We start from the raw sequence: 15,500 nt of genomic DNA, 5'->3' as shown, positions 1-15,500 counted from the left end.
GTTCGGGCGGGGATGCGAAGGCGTTGACGCGAGAGAACCGGCCGGGCCGGGCAGGTTCTGCCGATGACGGGTCCAGGGGCGGATCACGTCCTCGGTTCGGCGAGGAGTCCGGCCGGTTCGGGTGACCGGGCGCGTACGGTCGACGGTGGCCCCATACGGATGAGCGTCTCGCGGGTCTCTTCGGTCAGTCCGCCCCAGATCCCGTGCCGTTCCCGGTGGTCGAGCGCGTACCGGCGGCAGGGAATCCGCACGGGGCAGCGGGCGCAGATCGTCAGCGCCCGTTGGACGGCCGCCCGGTCGCCCGGCGGCGGGAAGAAGGTCTCGATGGCGGAGCCCCGGCAGGACGCGGCCGGCCACCAGCCCGCCGCCGGACGGACGGGCAGGGCACGGTTGTCCAGCAGAGGGGTGCTCGACGTGGTCATCCCATCTCCTCCAGTTTCTTTCCGTTGGTCTCGCGCACCCGGAGTGCGACGAAGACGAAGGACAGCACCGCGAAGCCCGCGTAGATGCCGTACGTGGACGACAGGTTCCAGTCCGACATGCGCGGGAAGCTCTCGGTGACGGCCCAGTTGGCGATCCAGTTGGCGGCGGTCGCCACCGACATCGCGGCGGCGCGGATCCGCAGGGGGAACATCTCGCCGACCATCACCCAGAGCACGACACCCCAGGAGACCGCGAAGAAGAACACGAAGGCGTGGGCGGCGATCAGCGCCACGGTGCCCTGGGTGTCCGGGATGGACAGACTGCTGCCACTGCCGGTCCGGTACGAGAACGCCCAGGCGGCCAGGGCCAGTGACACGGCCATTCCCGCCGATCCGGTCAGCGCGAGCGGTTTGCGGCCGATCCGGTCGATCAGCAGCATCGCCACGACGGTTCCGACGATGTTGACGATCGACGTGGAGAGGCTGATCAGAAGGGAGTTGGCCTGGTCGATGCCCACCGACTGCCACAGCAGCGAGGAGTAGTAGAAGATGACGTTGATGCCGACCAGTTGCTGGAAGACGGCCAGTCCGATGCCTGCCCACACGATCGGCAGCAGCCCGAAGCGGCCGTCGAGCAGATCGCGCACCCGCGGCTTGTGGTCCGTCTTGAGCGCCTGCTCGATCTCGGCGAGCCGCTCCTCGGCGCCCGCGTGCGTGCCCTGCAGGTCGCGCAGGACGGCGAGGGCCTGGATCTCGCGGCCCGTGGCGACAAGGAAGTGCGGCGACTCCGGGATCCGCAGGGTGAGGAACAGGTAGGCGAGCGCCGGTACGACGGCGGCCATCAGCATCCACTGCCAGGCGTGCAGGGCGCCCAGCATGTTCTCGCTCTTGCCGTCGGCCCCTTGGGCGATGCCCCAGTTGACGAGTTGGGAGGCGGTGATCCCCAGCACGATGGCCGCCTGCTGGAACGAGGCGAGCCGGCCGCGATGGTCGGGCGGCGCGACCTCGGCGATGTAGGTGGGCCCGATCAGTGAGGCGAGGCCGATCGCGATCCCTCCGAGTACCCGCCAGGCGCCCAGGTCCCAGGCGGAGAACGGCATGGACGAGCCGAGGGCGCTGATCGCGAAGAGAGTCGCGGCCAGATGCATCACGCGTCGGCGGCCGATGCGGTCGGCGAGGCGCCCGGCGACGGCCGCGCCGAAGGCGGAACCGAGCAGGGCGGAGGCGACGATGGTGCCCGTCTCACTGGAGGTGACGTCGAATCGGTGCTGGATTCCGGTGATGGCGCCGTTGATGACGGCGCTGTCGTAGCCGAACAGGAAGCCGCCGATCGACGCGGCGGCCGAGATGTAGGTGACACGCCGGAGGTTGGTCGGGCGGAGCGCGGCCCTTGAGTGGGCCGGCCCCGCGGAAGAGGCGTTCGAGGTCATTTGAGCACTCCTTCACAGGACCGGGTGCGGCGCGCGGGCGGGAGCGGAGGTGGGTCGGGGTGGCGGTTGCGCCGGCACCCCTGGGTCGCTCGTCGGGCCCGCGCGTGAGCGCGCCGCCGGTCAGAGGACGGCTGCCGGGAACGAGAGCAGTTCGTGGAGCCGGGCGAGGTTGGCGGCGCCGATGATGCCGGCGTCCGCTCCGACGGTGGCGGTGCGGACCTCGGCGTAGACGCGGTGCTCGCCGCCGCCCAGGGCCCGGCGGTAGGCGATCTCGGCCGGGCGTCGGATCAGCTCGCCGGTGTCGCCGAGGCCGCCGCCGATGACGAGGACGGAGGGGTCGAGGATGGACGCGAGGTCGGCGAGGACCTGGCCGAGCCAGCGGCCCGACCGCGCGAACACGTCGAGGGCGAAGGGGTCGCCGGCGAGGGCGGCCTTGGTCACGTGGTGGCCCTCAAGGCCGGAGGGGGTGCCGTCGCCGAGGGCGAGCACCCGCGCGGCCCGGGCCGGATCGGCGGTGGCCATCTCGCGGGCGCGGCGGGTATGGGCGGCTCCACTGGCGTACTGCTCCATGCAGCCGCGCTGGCCGCAGGGGCACGGGAGTCCGTCGGGGACCGCCCGGTAGTGGCCGATCTCGCCCGCCATGCCGAACCGGCCGCGGAAGAGCCGGCCCCTGCTGATGATGCCTCCGCCCAGGCCGGTGCCCGCCATCACCATCAGCATGTCGTCGTGCCCGGCACCGGCTCCGTGGATGAACTCGCCCCAGGCGGCGGCGTTCGCGTCGTTCTCGACGACGACCGGAAGTCCGGTGGCCTCCTGGACGATGTCCCGAATCGCCTTGTCGTGCCAGCCCAGGTTGGGGGCGAAGCGCACCGTCGAACGGTCCGCGTCCACGTATCCGGCGGCTCCGACGCCGACCGCCCGGATGTCGTCCCAGCCTCCGCGGACCTGCTGGACCGCCTCGGCCACCGCTTCGGCGATGCGGTCGGGGTCGTGCGGGGTGGGGATGCGCACCCGGGTGACGACGTCCCCGCCGGGGTCGACCGCCCCTGCGGCGATCTTCGTGCCGCCGAGATCGACGCCGACGGTCAGACCGACGTTCCGGTCCTTCATGCGGCACCGCCCACACCGTCGAACCGGCGGCGCGCGTGCCGACGCCTGTGCCCGTCAGGCCACTCCAGGCAGGTGAAACGGAGAAACATGATGTGGTTCCTAACGTTGTGATGTCGTGTGAAAGGGAGCGAAAGCCGGCTCATCGCCGTCCGGAACAAGGGACAGGGCGGCTTCGGGCACCGCATGGGCGACTGTTCGCCGCCGGTCCGGGAACTGCTTCAGCGTCCGTGATCCGGCGGCGAGTTGCTTGAGTCATTCGACTGCGTCCTGGAGGTCGTAGGTCGCCGTGTAACAAATCCGGGCCGTGCTCGGTCATCTCTGTGAAGCACGTTGGATCGACGGAGGTGTGACACGGTGTTGGAGATGGGATCAACGGACGGGCACGGCACGCACGGGGACCAGGAAGGGACCGGCCCCAGGATGCTGGCGGACGTCATCCCGCCCTTCGTGCCGGAGGGCGCCTCGGTGATGACCGTGCTGGTCGAATGGCCTCCGGGACACCCCGGGACGCCACCGCACCGGCACTCGGGCCCGTGTTTCGGCTACGTCACCGAAGGCGCCGTCCGGTGGGAACTCGAAGGCGAGCCCGAGCGGGTGATCAGGGCCGGTGAGACGTTCTGGGAACCGGGCGGCGAGGTGATCCATTACCAGAACGGCAACGCGACGGCGGACGCGACGGCCAAGTACGTCGTCGTGATGCTGGGCGCCCCCGGCGAGCCGATGCTCACGCTCGTCGACGAGGAGGAGTTGGAGAGCCGGGCCCATCTGCGCGCCCCGCGGCCTCCCGCCGGCTGAACCATGGCCAGGAGACAGGGAGTTCGGCACGCCAGTTCTCGAAGGGAGTCGCTGTGACCGGTGACGGTTCGATGTCGCACAGCACGGCCGAGCGGCTGGTGGGACGTGACCGGGAGCTGGAACTGCTCGGTTCGTACGTCGACCAGGTGGTCGTACGCGGTGGGGTGCTGCTGCTGTCCGGGGAGCCGGGCGTCGGCAAGTCCGTGCTCCTGGACGCCGCGGCGAGGGCGGCGACGGCGGCCGGTGTGCTGGTGCTGCGCTCGGCCGGGGTCGAGTTCCTCGCCGATCTTAGCTTCTCCGGACTGAACCACGTGCTCGAACCGTTGCTGCCCGAGTGCGAGGGTCTCGACCCGGCGCACGGCGAGGCCCTGACCGTCGCGCTGGGCGCCGGTGACGGTGCCGCGGTCGATCGGCTGGTCGTCTACGGAGCCGTACTGGCGCTGCTGCGCCGGGCGGCGAGCACGCGTCCGGTGCTGCTCCTCGTGGACGATCTGCAATGGATCGACCGGGCCAGCGCGGCGGCGCTCGCGTTCGTCGCCCGGCGGCTGACCGGAAGCCGGGTGGGCCTCCTGGCCGCCTCACGGCCGGGGTTCGAGAGCTTCTTCGAACGCGCGGGACTTCCCGAGCTCACCGTGGCGCCGCTCGACGACACGGCTGCGGTCGGCCTGGTCGGCTCCCGGTTCCCGCTGCTCGCCGGGCGGGAACTGCGGCGGGTCCTCGCGCAGGCCCAGGGCAATCCACTGGCCCTGCTGGAACTGCCGACCGCGCTCGACGCCTCGCGGGGCAGCGCGGGGGTGGTGCTGTCCGAGGTGCTCCCGCTCAGCCGTCGGCTGCAGGACCTGTATGCCTCCCGGGTCGCGGAGATGCCCGCGCCCACGCGCCGGTTGCTGCTGCTGGCCGCGCTGGAGGACAGCGGCGAACTGCCGGTCCTGCGGGCCGCGCTCCCGGGCGAAGACGTCCTGTCCCTGCTCGCCCCCGCCGAGCGGGCACAGTTGCTGCGGGTCGAGCACCCCGGCCCGGGGCGGCTGTCCTTCCGGCATCCGCTGATCCGCGCGACCGTCGTGTCGGGGTCGACCGGTGTTCAGCGCCTGGCCGCCCACCGCGCCCTGGCGGAAGCGCTCACCGATCAGCCCGACCGCCGCGCGTGGCACCTGGCCGAGGCCACACCCGAGCCGGACGAACGGGTCGCGGCCCTCCTCGAACACACCGCCCGCCGGGGCCGCCGACGCGGCGACGCGGTCGGCGCGTTCAACGCGCTGGTACGGGCCGCGGACCTCACTCCCGACCCCGCGGACCGCAGCCGGCGGCTGGCCGAGGCCGCCTTCGTGGGAGCGGACGTCGCGGGAGAGCTGCGTACGGCGGCGGAACTGCTCGTGGAGGCCCGGCGCGCCGACCCCGCCATCAGGGGTTCGCTGCGGGCGGCGGCTGCCGCCTCCCATGTGCTGCTCAACCGCGACGGTGACGTCAACACCGCGCACCGGCTGCTCGTAGGCGCGATCACGACCCGTGAGGGCAGGTCCGACGGCGACGACGAGGCGCTCTTCGAGGCGCTGTGCACCCTGCGCAGGGTGTGTCTGTGCGCGGGCAGACCCGAGCTCTGGGCCGCCTACCACGCGGCCGTCTCCCAGGTGACCGTGCCGATGCCTGCCCTCCAGGAACTGCTCGGCGACGTCTACGCCGACCCGGCGCGCTCCAACCCGGCCTCCCTGGGGCTGCTGGACGCGGTGATCCACGACCTCCACCGGACGGCGGACCCGAGCAGGATCGAACGGATCGCGATGGCGGCGCTCTTCGTCGACCGGGCGACGGGGTGCCGTGCCGCGCTCTGGCCCGTCGTCGACGACGGACGCGAAGGCGGCGCGGTCACCTCGGCCCTCATCGCGCTGGTGGTGCTGTGCCTTGACGACTACATGTCGGGTCGGTGGGAGGAGTGCGGCCGTCTCGCGGCAGAGGGGCTGGCGCTGTGCGAAGCCCACGGCTACGAGCTGCTGGCCCAGCAGTTCCACCGGGCCCAGGGGCTGCTCGCGGCGGCGCGGGGCGACGACGGCACGGTGGGGGAACTGGCGCGGCGGATCAGCGAGTGGGCGGTACCCCGCGGCATCCGCACCTTCGAGCACTTCGCACGGCACATGACGGCGCTGTCGGCCCTGGGACGCGGTGACCACGAGGAGGCCTTCCTCGATGCGTCGGCGATCAGCCCTTCGGGCGTGCTGGCCGCTCATGCCCCGCTGGCGTTGTGGGTGCCCATGGATCTCGTGGAGGCCGCTGTCGGCAGCGGACGCCGGTCCGAGGCGCTCGCCCATGTCGCCGCGATGCGGGAGGCGGGCCTGCCCGGAATCTCCGGCCGCCTGGCTCTGGTCACCGCCGGTTCGGCCGCGCTCGTCGCCTCCGAGGACCGGGCCGCCGGCTTCTTCGAGGAGGCGCTCGCCGTACCCGATGCCGAGCGCTGGCCCTTCGACCTCGCCCGGGTCCGTCTGAACTACGGGGAGCACCTGCGTCGCGCACGCGCCGTCAAGGACGCCCGGGGGCAACTCGCCGCCGCCCTCAAGACCTTCCGCCGCCTGGGGGCGACTCCCTGGGCCGCACGGGCGGCCGAGGAACTGCGGGCCACCGGCCGCGGTGCCGCGTGGGCCCACCAGGATCCGGAGAGCGCCCCGCTCACCGAGTCGGAACACCGGATCGCCACGCTCGCCGCCTCCGGACTGACCAACCGGCAGATCGGCGAGCGGCTGTTCCTCTCCCACCGAACCGTGGCGGCGTACCTGCACCGGATCTTCCCGAAGCTCGGCATCACCTCCCGTGTCACCCTCGGCGAAGCCCTCGCCTCACTGCCGCCGGGGCAGCCCGGCGCGGGGCGGTCTGCCGCGTCGTCGCAGTCCTAGTTCGGAGGAAGCGACGCGAGCGCGTCCCTGAGGGCCGCGCGTGAGGCGATTCCGAGTTTGGGAAACAGCTGGTAGAGGTGCGAACCCACGGTGCGGGGCGAAAGGTGGAGTCGTTCGCCGATCTGCTTGTTGGTCAGGCCGGAGGCGGCGAGCGCGGCGATCTCCTGTTCCTGGCCGGTGAGCGTCACGGACCCGTGCTTGGCTCCGGTCCGGGACATGCCGGTGGCGCGCAGTTCGCCCGCGGCCCGGTCGGCCCACGGCCGGGCGCCCAGGTGCTCGAACACCTCGGTCGCCGCGACCAGTTGGGCTCGGGCCTCCGTGACGCAGCGCATACGCCGCAGACGCTGTCCGTAGGCCAGTCGTATGCGGGCCAGGTCGAAGGGCCGGTGCTGGGCTCCGGGGACGGCCAGGGCCTGCTCGAAGCGTCCGACCGCGCCGTCGTCCGGCGCGACGAGCGCGGCGGCGCCGGCCACCAGCAGTGCCAGCCGCGGGGAGAGCCCCGCGACACCGGCCTCGCGCAGCGCCCGCACGTGTGCCTCCGCCTCGGCGGTGCGCCGGGTGTGCACCGCCGCCTCCACGAGATCCATACAGGCCGCCAGGGCCTGCGGAGCGTGGGAGGCGATCCGGCCGGCGGGACTGATCGCCACGGCGTTGCGGTACGCGCATTCGTAGTCGCCCGCGCCGAGTTCGGCGAGGACGCGGGCGTGGTCGGCGAAGGCCGCTGCCCCCAGGGCCCCGCGCGGCACGGCCCAGTGCGTGATCCGGTCGGCCTGACTCCGGCTCTCCTCCACGTGGCCGTGGACGGCGGCGAGCAGAGCCCGATGGTACTCGAAGTACCAGGAGAGGAAGGGGTGTTGGCGCTCCTCACAGATCCTCAGCGCCTCGTCGGCCAGCGTTCCGGCCTCGTCCCAACGGCCTGTGGCGAAGTCCTCCGAGCACAGGTGCATGAGCGCGTCGACATGCCGGCGGACGTGGCCACCTTGGCGTCCTTGACGGACCCACCGCCAGGTGACGTCCCGGTCGGACTCCCGCCTGCCGACCGAGCCGGTGCGGGACGGGTCCGCCGCCTCGACGTGGGCGGAGAACAGCGGCGAAGCAGTCGGCCGCACACGGTCGAGAGCGGTGTGGAAGGGTTCCCACAGGGCATCTCGACCGCTGGACCAGCACACCAGCCGCAGGATGCGCAGTGCCTCGACGAGGGCGTCGTCCTCCGCGTCGTATCCGTGGATGCCGGTCCCGATGACCTCCACCAGGAGGCGGTGAGCCATGTCGATGTCACCGTCACCGCCGTTGAGCAGGAGGAGTGCCGTCGTGGCGGCGGCGAGCGGAGTCGCGGTGGAGTCGGGGTCCGCGCGCCGGGCGCGGTCGAGGAGTTCCGAGGCCGCGCGCAGATCACCGATCGCGTCGGCGGCGAGGAAGGCGGCCCGGGTCAGTCGGCGTCCTCGGTCCACGGGGCGGGGGCTCAGTTCGGCGGCCCTGGTGAGTGCCGCGACCGCTCTCGTGGCGTCACCGCGTCGGGCGGCGCGCTGTCCGGCCTCCTCAAGCAGGGCGGCGATTCGCCCGTCGGGATCGAGCGTCGCTCTGCCCAGGTGCCAGGCCCGCCGCTCGGGTGTCTCCGCGCCGAGTTCGGCGAGCGCGCGATGAGCCTGGCAGCGCTCGGTGAGGGTGCTGCTCTCGACGAGCGCTGCCCTCATCAGCGGATGGCGGAAGGCCACGCGACGGTTCGTGCCGTCGACTGTCACCAGACGGTTCCATTCCGCCGCCGCCAGGGCCGTGAGCGTCTCCGGAGTCCCGGACCCGGCCCGCAGGACACCCGGGTCGCCGGTGTCGTCGAGGGCGAGAAGCAGCAGAATGCGACGTGCTTCGGCAGAGAGGCCGGCGACGCGCGAAGCGTGGAGGTTCCGAACACGTGGGGAGAGCGGCAGCACGTCGGGCAGATCGGCCAGCGCGTTGCGTTGCGGGCCGCTCAGCGCGGCGGGCAGTTCCACGAGCGCCAGCGGATTGCCCTGTGCCTGGTCCAGGACGCGGTCCCGTACGGATGCGGCCAGCCCCGGGAAGCGGGTTCCGAGCAGTTCTACGGCGGCGTCGCGATCCAGCGGCGGCAACTCGTACTCGGTGAGTCCGTCCCGCCCGAAGAAGGTCTCGGCTCCCGACCTGGAGGCGGCGAGCAGTCCGATACGGCTGCCCCACAGCCGGCGGGCGACGGAGCCGAGCACCGCGGAACTTGCCCGGTCGAGTCGGGCGAGGTCGTCCACGACGGTCAACACGGGGCGTTCGGTCGCCACTTGACGCAGCAGGAAGGTCACCGCGTCGGTGACCTCACGCCCGACGGGCACGGGATCGCCGCCGTAGCCCAGCGCGCCCCGCAGGACCTTCCCGTGTGTGCCGGCCATGTGCTCGAACCGGTCGTTCAGCGGCACCAGCAACTGGTGAAGGCCGGCGTAGGCGAGTTCGGTCTCGAACGGGACGCCGACGGCCGTCAGGACCCGGCTGCCCGCTTCGGACGCGGCTCTGCCGACCTCGCCGAGAAGCATGCTCTTGCCCACTCCCGGCTCCCCCGAGACCAGCAGGGCACGGCCCGCGGTCGTGCCCGGCCCGAGCAGCGCCTTGATCTCCCGGAGCTGCCGCGCGCGTCCCACCATCTCAAGGGGCCGATGGCCGTCCGCGTCCAACTGCACGGTGTCACTCGACGGTTCGAGCAAGGCCCTGCGTGGTACCGGTGGGAAACAGTGCTGCGGCCACCAGGAGGGTGGGCGCTCTGCGGGGGCTCGGGGCAGCCGTCCGACGGGCGAACCGAGTGACATGAGGACTCCGTACATTGGGCTGTCTTTCCCACTGCACGGCGGGAAAGCTTGGGCTCAGCGTGTACCCGGCCCACGGGGCCGAACATAAGTAACGTGACTGTGCGGCGGCTCCAGGGTCATTTGACTGATGGCGCGGGCCCCACGGGACATCGCAGAATCAGGATGTCCCTGAAACACACGAACAGACGCGCAACGCGTCACACCGTGTTTCTCCCCGGGCTCCCTTGATCCCACCGGTTTACCGAGCGGTGATGTGATGAGACAACCCGAAAGTTTCCCTCTGGTGGTGTGGCGGATGCTTGTCCGCCTGGTCGTCGCCGAAGGAGTGGATCGTCCTGTGATGCTCGATCTGTCCTACGACAGCGCCGATCCCTACGCGGTGTCCCTGACGTTCCACATGTGCACCGACGCGACCGTGCGTTGGGTCGTCGGCCGCGAACTCCTCCTGGACGGACTGGAGAAGCTCGCCGGTGTCGGCGACATCCAGGTCTGGCCGTCCCGGCGTCCGTGGGCCCCGGGCCGGGTGCACATCGCGCTGTGCCCGTGTCCGAAGCAGGAGGCGGTCGTGGTGAGCGCCCCGGCGCGGGCTGTGGAGGCCTTCCTGCGGCAGACCCTCGCGCTGGTGCCCGCCGGTACCGAGGAATGCCACCTCGACGTGGACGCGACCGTCCACCAGCTCCTGAGCGACCCCGGTGAGTCCCTTCGATAGTGACCGGCCCACGCATGTCACATCTGAGCGGCCTGCGCGGTCTACAGGATGACGGACGACAAAGCAGAGGGAATCATGCGAGAGATTCTGATCGTCGGCGGCGGCTACGCGGGCTTCTACACCGCATGGGGCCTGCAGAAGAAGCTGCGTCCGGGCGAGGCGCGGGTCACGGTCGTCGACCCGCGCCCGTACATGACCTACCAGCCCTTCCTCCCCGAGGTGGCGGCCGGTTCGGTGGAGGCACGGCACGCCGTCGTCTCGCTGCGCCGGCACCTGAGCGGCACCCGGCTGATCGCGGGGACCGTGACCGAGATCCGGGCGGCGGACCGCACGGTGACCGTCCGCCCGGTGCACGGAGACGCCTACGAGGTGCGCTACGACATCCTCGTGGTCACCGCCGGCGCCGTGACCCGTACCTTCCCCATCCCCGGACTCACGCAGCAGGCCATCGGCCTCAAGCACGTCGAGGAAGCGGTGGCGATCCGTGACCGGCTGATGACCGCGTTCGACCAGGCCGCGTCGCTGCCGCCCGGCCCCGAGCGGCAAAAGCTGCTCACCGTCACGTTCGTCGGCGGCGGGTTCTCCGGCGTCGAGGGCTTCGGTGAACTGCTCTCGCTGGCCACCGCGATGCTCAGCTCCTATCCCGAACTGACCCCGGACGACCTCTCGTTCCACCTCGTCGAGGCCAGGGACCGCATCCTGCCCGAGGTGACCGACGGACCCGGCGCCTGGGTCGTGCGCCACCTCGAAGGCCGGGGCGCGCAGGTCCACCTCAACACCCAGCTGCAGTCCGCCGAGGGCGGCCACGTCGTCCTCTCCGACGGGCAGGAGTACGACTCCACGCTGATCGTCTGGACCGCGGGCAACGCCTCGAACCCGGTCGTGCACAACCACACCGACCTGCCCGTCGACGAGCACGGCCTGCTGCTGGTCCGCGCCGATCTGCGCGTGGGCACCGACGGCGAACCGGTGCCCGACGTGTGGGCGGCCGGCGACGACGCGGCCGTTCCCGACCTCGCCTCGCCGCTGCCGGGCGCGCGCACGGTGCCCAACGCCCAGCACGCCGTACGGCAGGGCAGACGCCTCGCCAAGAACCTGGTGGCCGACCTGCGCGGCAGGCGCGTCCGCGACTACCGGCACAGCAGCCTGGGCGTGGTGGCGACACTGGGGCTCGGGCGGGGCATCTTCCAGTACAAGGGCATCGTCATCAAGGGGTTCCCGGCATGGTTGATGCATCGGGGCTATCACGTGCTGGCGGTGCCCAGCTGGGAGCGGAAGATCCGCGTTCTGGCGGTCTGGCTCACCGCGGCCGTGACGGGCCGGGATCTCGTCTCCCTGGCCTCCGTGCAGCACCCGCGGGACGCCTTCGTCGCGAGCGGTCGGACGCAGGACCCGGATGCCGACCGGGCGAAGGAGGGCAGCGCGGCATGACCATGTGGGGTTCTCGTTTCCATCGGGGGTACGCCATGACCGCACGTGAGGAGGCCGCCCGCGGCCTGCCCGACATCGAGGACTTCCTGTACCAGGAGGCTCACATGGGAGCGACGAACCGCCGCCTGACGGACCTCACCACACGCGTGGACGGCCTCACCCCCGAACAGAAGCGGGACATCGGGAAGTGGTACGTCGACGAGCAGAGACACGTCGCCCGCATGGTGACCGACCACATCGCCGAACGCCTCGACGCGATGGAGGCGCGGCACCAGGCCCGGATCCGGCAGTGGCTGCGGGGAACACTCGTCGCGATGGCCCTGATCACCCTGGCGATGACCGCCTGCGTCGTGGTGATCGTGGGCTCGTCGCGTTGACCGCCGCGCGCCACCGCGTCAGGTCCGGGAACGCCAGGCGCGGTACAGGCCCCGGCCGGCGCGCTGCAGCCGCGAGGCGGCGACGAGGCGGTCGAGTGTGCTGCGGACCGCGTTGATGCTTCCGCTGTCGGTGTCACGGTCGAGTGCCGCGGCGACGTCCCGGGCCCGTACGTCGATGTCACCGACCTCGGCGAAGTACGCCATGATCTGCTCCGTCAGCCTCCCGTACTGCTTGTCCGCGTCCGTGTCCGGCTCAACGTCGTTGCCCGTCCGGGTGGCGACGGACACGGTGTGTTCGTCCGCCGGCCCGTCGGCGGCCGAGACCGACAGCACGCTGGCCAGGGCACCGAGAGCACGCTGAACCGAGTCGAGATGGGCCGCGACCGCGGCCAACTCCCTTTCCAGTGCCAGCTTCTGGATCCGCAGCCGGGCGAGTTCCTCCTGGAGTCCCTCGGCGGTGACCTCGATGCTGTGCGCCGTACCACTCGCGGAGACCATGCGTCCCCTCCCTCCTCAGTCCTTGTCGCCATCATATGCAGCGCTTCGAGTGTCAGACACGGCATCTCAGTGTGTCGAACAGTGGGAAATCGCAGCTCCGCGAAAAACATCGTCCTTTTCTGTCACACGTTCCTGTCGGCCGTGGTCTATGCAGCGGACGAAGCGGAGCAACGGAGGCCAGTGAACCATGTGTGTCGAACCGTCCCCCACCCCACTTGAGGACCTCGACGAGGCGGTCGCCGTCTTCGTACGCCACCGCAGGCGGCTCTTCGGCATCGCCTACCGCATGCTCGGCAGCGCGGTGGAAGCCGAGGACGTGGTCCAGGAGGTGTGGCTGCGCTGGCAGAAGACCGACCGTTCGGTGGTGGTCAGTCCCGTGGCCTTCCTCTCCAGCGCGACGACCCGTCTGGCCATCAACGTCGCGCAGTCGGCGCGCGTACGACGGGAGACCTACGTCGGCCCGTGGCTTCCGGAACCCGTCGACACCGGCGCGGACCCCGAGGTCGGCGCGCAGCGCGCCGAGGCCGTGGAGCTGGCGCTGCTCCTGGTGCTGGAGAAACTGAACCCCGTCGAGCGCGCCGCCTATGTACTGCGCGAGGCGTTCGACTACGCCTACGCCGAGATCGCCGAGATACTCGAACTCAGCGTCGTCAATGTACGGAAGGTCGTCAGCCGGGCTCGTCGGCACCTGACGGACGAACGGCGGCAGAACGTGGACGCCGCCGAGCACCGGCGTCTTCTGAACGCCTTCGTCTCAGCGGCCCGCACGGGAGACGTGGCGTCTCTGGAGGCCCTACTCGCGCCCGATGTCGTCAGCCTCTCCGACGGCAACGGCATGCGGGGCTGTGCGCGAGTACCCGTGCGGGGCCGTGCCCGGGTGGCCAGACTCTCGGCCTACCGGCAGCTCTGGCGGGAGTCGGTGCCCGAGCTGGTCGACGCCAACGGCTCCACGGGCGTGGTGATCCACCGGGACGGCGAGGCCCTCGTCTTCATGACCGCCACCGCCTCGAAGCACGGCATTCACCAAGTGCTGTGGGTGTTCGCCCCGAGCAAGATCGCCGCCTTCCTCGATTCGCGTTCCCGTTCCGCGTTCCTCCCCGGCGCGGTGCCCGACGGTGTGTGACGGCAGCGGTGTGACGTCCTCCCCGCTGTCACGGCCTCGCGTCCGAGCCAGAAGGCTCGTCGGTGCGGGGCTGGTTCCAGCGCCGGAGTTTGTCGGGGTTGAGCATGACCCAGAACTGGGCGACACGGTCGCTCGCGACGTCGAGGCTGATGACAGCGGTGACCTGGCGGCCGTAGCGGGCGACGAGGCCCGTGCGGCCGTTGACGGAGTGGGTGGTCAGGGTGGTGTGCGGGCGGCGGGCCAGGAGGGTCAGCAGGTTGTCGGTGACCGGCCGGCTGCCGTGGACCGGTCCGGTCAGCGCCCGTATCTTGCCGCCGCCGTCGAAGAACGCCGTGACGTCCGGGCACAGCAACGAGGTGAGCAGGTCGCCGTCCTCCGTGACGCACGCCCGGCGCACGGAGCGGACCACGGCGTCGTGCTGTCGCGGCGTCGTGGACCGGGTGCGCTGCGACCGCAGCCACTGTCTGGCCCGGCCGGCGAGTTCGGCGAGTTCCGGCTCCGTGCGGCCCACGATGTCGGCGACCGTGCCGGGGGCCATCCCGAAGGCGCGGAACACGAACGCCGCGCGCTCGGCCGTCGGCAGCGACTCCAGCGCGTTCAGCACGACCCGGCCGGCCTCCTCCTCCACCTCCGACGGCCGTACCCCCCGCTCCTCCTGGTGGCCGGGCGCACCCCCGCCGGGCGGTGCGAGCCGGCCCAGGCAGATCCCGCCGACGGTCTTGGCCAGCCAGGACCTGGGGACGGTGACCTGCCGTCGCGTCGCGTCGGACAGCCCGTACCACCGCTGATAGGCCTCGTCCACGACGCTCTCCGCCGCGCCCGGGTCGCCCAGCATCCAGCGGGCGACATCGAGCAGGAACCGACGCTCCTCCCACAGCTCGGCGATCGGTACCGCATCACCCTGGTCCATGTCCCACCCGCCCTCTCGCCCGCACGGCCCCGCACACGGCAGGGGCATGGGCTCACCCCTTAAGACCGGGGACTCGCGGACCTTGTGACACGGGCCCGCCATGATCGCGTGTCACACATCCGGCGGCTGTCCGGTCTTAGAGGACAGCACCGCACTTTCTGTTTCACTGCCGAACGAGGTGACCATGCCATGCATTGGCGTGAGCGGGCAGCCTGCCTGCACGTAGATCCCGATCTCTTCTTCCCCATATCGAACAGCGGTCTCACTCTGCTGCAGATCGACGAGGCGAAGGCCGTGTGCGGCAGGTGTCCCGTCGCGGACCAGTGTCTGGAATGGGCCATGCGCGTGGGGCAGCCGGACGGTATCTGGGGTGGAACGACGGAAAGGGAACGCCGTGCGATGCGCGGACTCGACATATCTCGCGCACAGGGCTGCCCGAGCGATCTGTGAGGGGTGGCAGCGACATGGGCAAAGGTGAAAAGGTGGCCGACTGGGCCGACGGGCGTCTGGGCGTCCGTCGCCTGGTCAGAGAGAAGGCGCGACGGGCTTTTCCGGACCACTGGTCGTTCCTGCTGGGCGAGATATGCCTCTACAGCTTCATCGTTCTCGTCGTCACGGGCGTGTATCTGACCTTCTACTTCCATCCGTCGATGAACGAGGTTCAGTACAACGGCAGTTACGCACCGCTGCGCGGCCAGATGATGTCGGAGGCGTTCGCCTCGACCCTGCACATATCCTTCGACGTCCGCGGCGGTCTGCTGATCCGGCAGGCCCACCACTGGGCGGCTCTGATATTCGTCGCCTCCCTACTCGCCCACATGATGCGGGTGTTCTTCACGGGCGCCTTCCGCAAACCGCGCGAAGTCACCTGGGTACTCGGATTCCTGCTGCTGGTCCTCGCCATGTTCGCGGGACTGACGGGATACGACCTCCCGGACGACCTCCTTTCCGGGACCGGCCTCGCCGTCGTGAACGGAACGATCCTTTCCATCCCGATCGTCGGAACGTA

Annotated in this window: 14 protein-coding genes; 8 read left to right on the top strand and 6 right to left on the bottom strand. The window is 71.0% G+C overall.

What is annotated here, in order from left to right:
• Positions 1-83 precede the first annotated feature (83 nt).
• The 3 genes from JHN45_RS35065 to JHN45_RS35055 all read right to left on the bottom strand — a co-directional run bounded on the left by JHN45_RS35065 (position 84) and on the right by JHN45_RS35055 (position 2,962).
• Entirely contained in the window at positions 84-422 is a 339-nt protein-coding gene (locus JHN45_RS35065; protein ID WP_201053232.1) for a WhiB family transcriptional regulator, read from the bottom strand.
• Entirely contained in the window at positions 419-1,852 is a 1,434-nt protein-coding gene (locus JHN45_RS35060) for a sugar porter family MFS transporter (protein ID WP_200712448.1), read from the bottom strand. The genes JHN45_RS35065 and JHN45_RS35060 overlap by 4 nt, the downstream gene beginning before the upstream one ends.
• 120 nt (positions 1,853-1,972) lie before the next feature.
• Positions 1,973-2,962: an ROK family glucokinase gene (locus JHN45_RS35055; protein ID WP_201053231.1), complete on the bottom strand. Its 990-nt coding sequence runs from the start codon at positions 2,960-2,962 to the stop codon at positions 1,973-1,975.
• Between the two features lie 363 nt (positions 2,963-3,325).
• On the opposite strand from JHN45_RS35055, the gene JHN45_RS35050 reads away from it, so the two are divergent.
• Together JHN45_RS35050 and JHN45_RS35045 are read left to right on the top strand one after the other, a co-directional pair.
• Positions 3,326-3,757 carry a cupin domain-containing protein gene (locus tag JHN45_RS35050; RefSeq protein WP_236584450.1) on the top strand — a complete coding sequence of 144 codons (432 nt, stop codon included), beginning with the start codon at positions 3,326-3,328 and terminating at the stop codon, positions 3,755-3,757.
• A 53-nt stretch (positions 3,758-3,810) separates the two neighbouring features.
• Entirely contained in the window at positions 3,811-6,639 is a 2,829-nt protein-coding gene (locus JHN45_RS35045) for a LuxR family transcriptional regulator (RefSeq protein WP_307783286.1), read from the top strand.
• On the opposite strand, the gene JHN45_RS35040 is transcribed toward JHN45_RS35045, so the two are convergent.
• Positions 6,636-9,341, bottom strand: coding sequence for an AAA family ATPase (locus tag JHN45_RS35040; protein ID WP_236584449.1), 2,706 nt, complete (start codon positions 9,339-9,341; stop codon positions 6,636-6,638). The genes JHN45_RS35045 and JHN45_RS35040 overlap by 4 nt on opposite strands.
• Positions 9,342-9,783: 442 nt before the next feature.
• On the opposite strand from JHN45_RS35040, the gene JHN45_RS35035 reads away from it, so the two are divergent.
• The 3 genes from JHN45_RS35035 (at position 9,784) to JHN45_RS35025 (ending at position 11,960) form a co-directional block, all read left to right on the top strand.
• Positions 9,784-10,152 carry an SsgA family sporulation/cell division regulator gene (locus JHN45_RS35035; RefSeq protein ID WP_200712445.1) on the top strand — a complete coding sequence of 123 codons (369 nt, stop codon included), beginning with the start codon at positions 9,784-9,786 and terminating at the stop codon, positions 10,150-10,152.
• 75 nt (positions 10,153-10,227) lie between these two features.
• Entirely contained in the window at positions 10,228-11,583 is a 1,356-nt protein-coding gene (locus JHN45_RS35030; RefSeq protein WP_201053223.1) for an NAD(P)/FAD-dependent oxidoreductase, read from the top strand.
• Positions 11,584-11,618: 35 nt separating this feature from the next.
• On the top strand, positions 11,619-11,960 hold the full coding sequence (locus tag JHN45_RS35025; protein WP_236584448.1) for a hypothetical protein: 342 nt from the start codon (positions 11,619-11,621) through the stop codon (positions 11,958-11,960).
• 18 nt (positions 11,961-11,978) lie between these two features.
• On the opposite strand, the gene JHN45_RS35020 is transcribed toward JHN45_RS35025, so the two are convergent.
• Positions 11,979-12,458, bottom strand: a complete 480-nt coding sequence (locus JHN45_RS35020) for a hypothetical protein (RefSeq protein WP_201053219.1) — start codon at positions 12,456-12,458, stop codon at positions 11,979-11,981.
• 187 nt (positions 12,459-12,645) lie between these two features.
• On the opposite strand from JHN45_RS35020, the gene JHN45_RS35015 reads away from it, so the two are divergent.
• Entirely contained in the window at positions 12,646-13,581 is a 936-nt protein-coding gene (locus tag JHN45_RS35015; RefSeq protein WP_201053217.1) for a sigma-70 family RNA polymerase sigma factor, read from the top strand.
• A gap of 28 nt (positions 13,582-13,609) precedes the next feature.
• On the opposite strand, the gene JHN45_RS35010 is transcribed toward JHN45_RS35015, so the two are convergent.
• Entirely contained in the window at positions 13,610-14,491 is an 882-nt protein-coding gene (locus JHN45_RS35010) for an RNA polymerase subunit sigma (RefSeq protein WP_201053215.1), read from the bottom strand.
• Positions 14,492-14,680: 189 nt separating this feature from the next.
• Here JHN45_RS35010 and JHN45_RS35005 point away from each other — a divergent pair, with 189 nt between their 5' ends.
• Positions 14,681-14,941: a WhiB family transcriptional regulator gene (locus JHN45_RS35005; protein WP_201053213.1), complete on the top strand. Its 261-nt coding sequence runs from the start codon at positions 14,681-14,683 to the stop codon at positions 14,939-14,941.
• 14 nt (positions 14,942-14,955) lie between these two features.
• Positions 14,956-15,500, top strand: a 545-nt coding sequence (locus JHN45_RS35000; RefSeq protein ID WP_201053211.1) for a cytochrome b N-terminal domain-containing protein, incomplete at its 3' end; no start/stop codon positions are given.

This window comes from Streptomyces sp. MBT53 (assembly GCF_016654115.1).
GTDB lineage: Bacteria > Actinomycetota > Actinomycetes > Streptomycetales > Streptomycetaceae > Streptomyces.
This window is presented reverse-complemented; position numbering and strand designations above follow the sequence as displayed.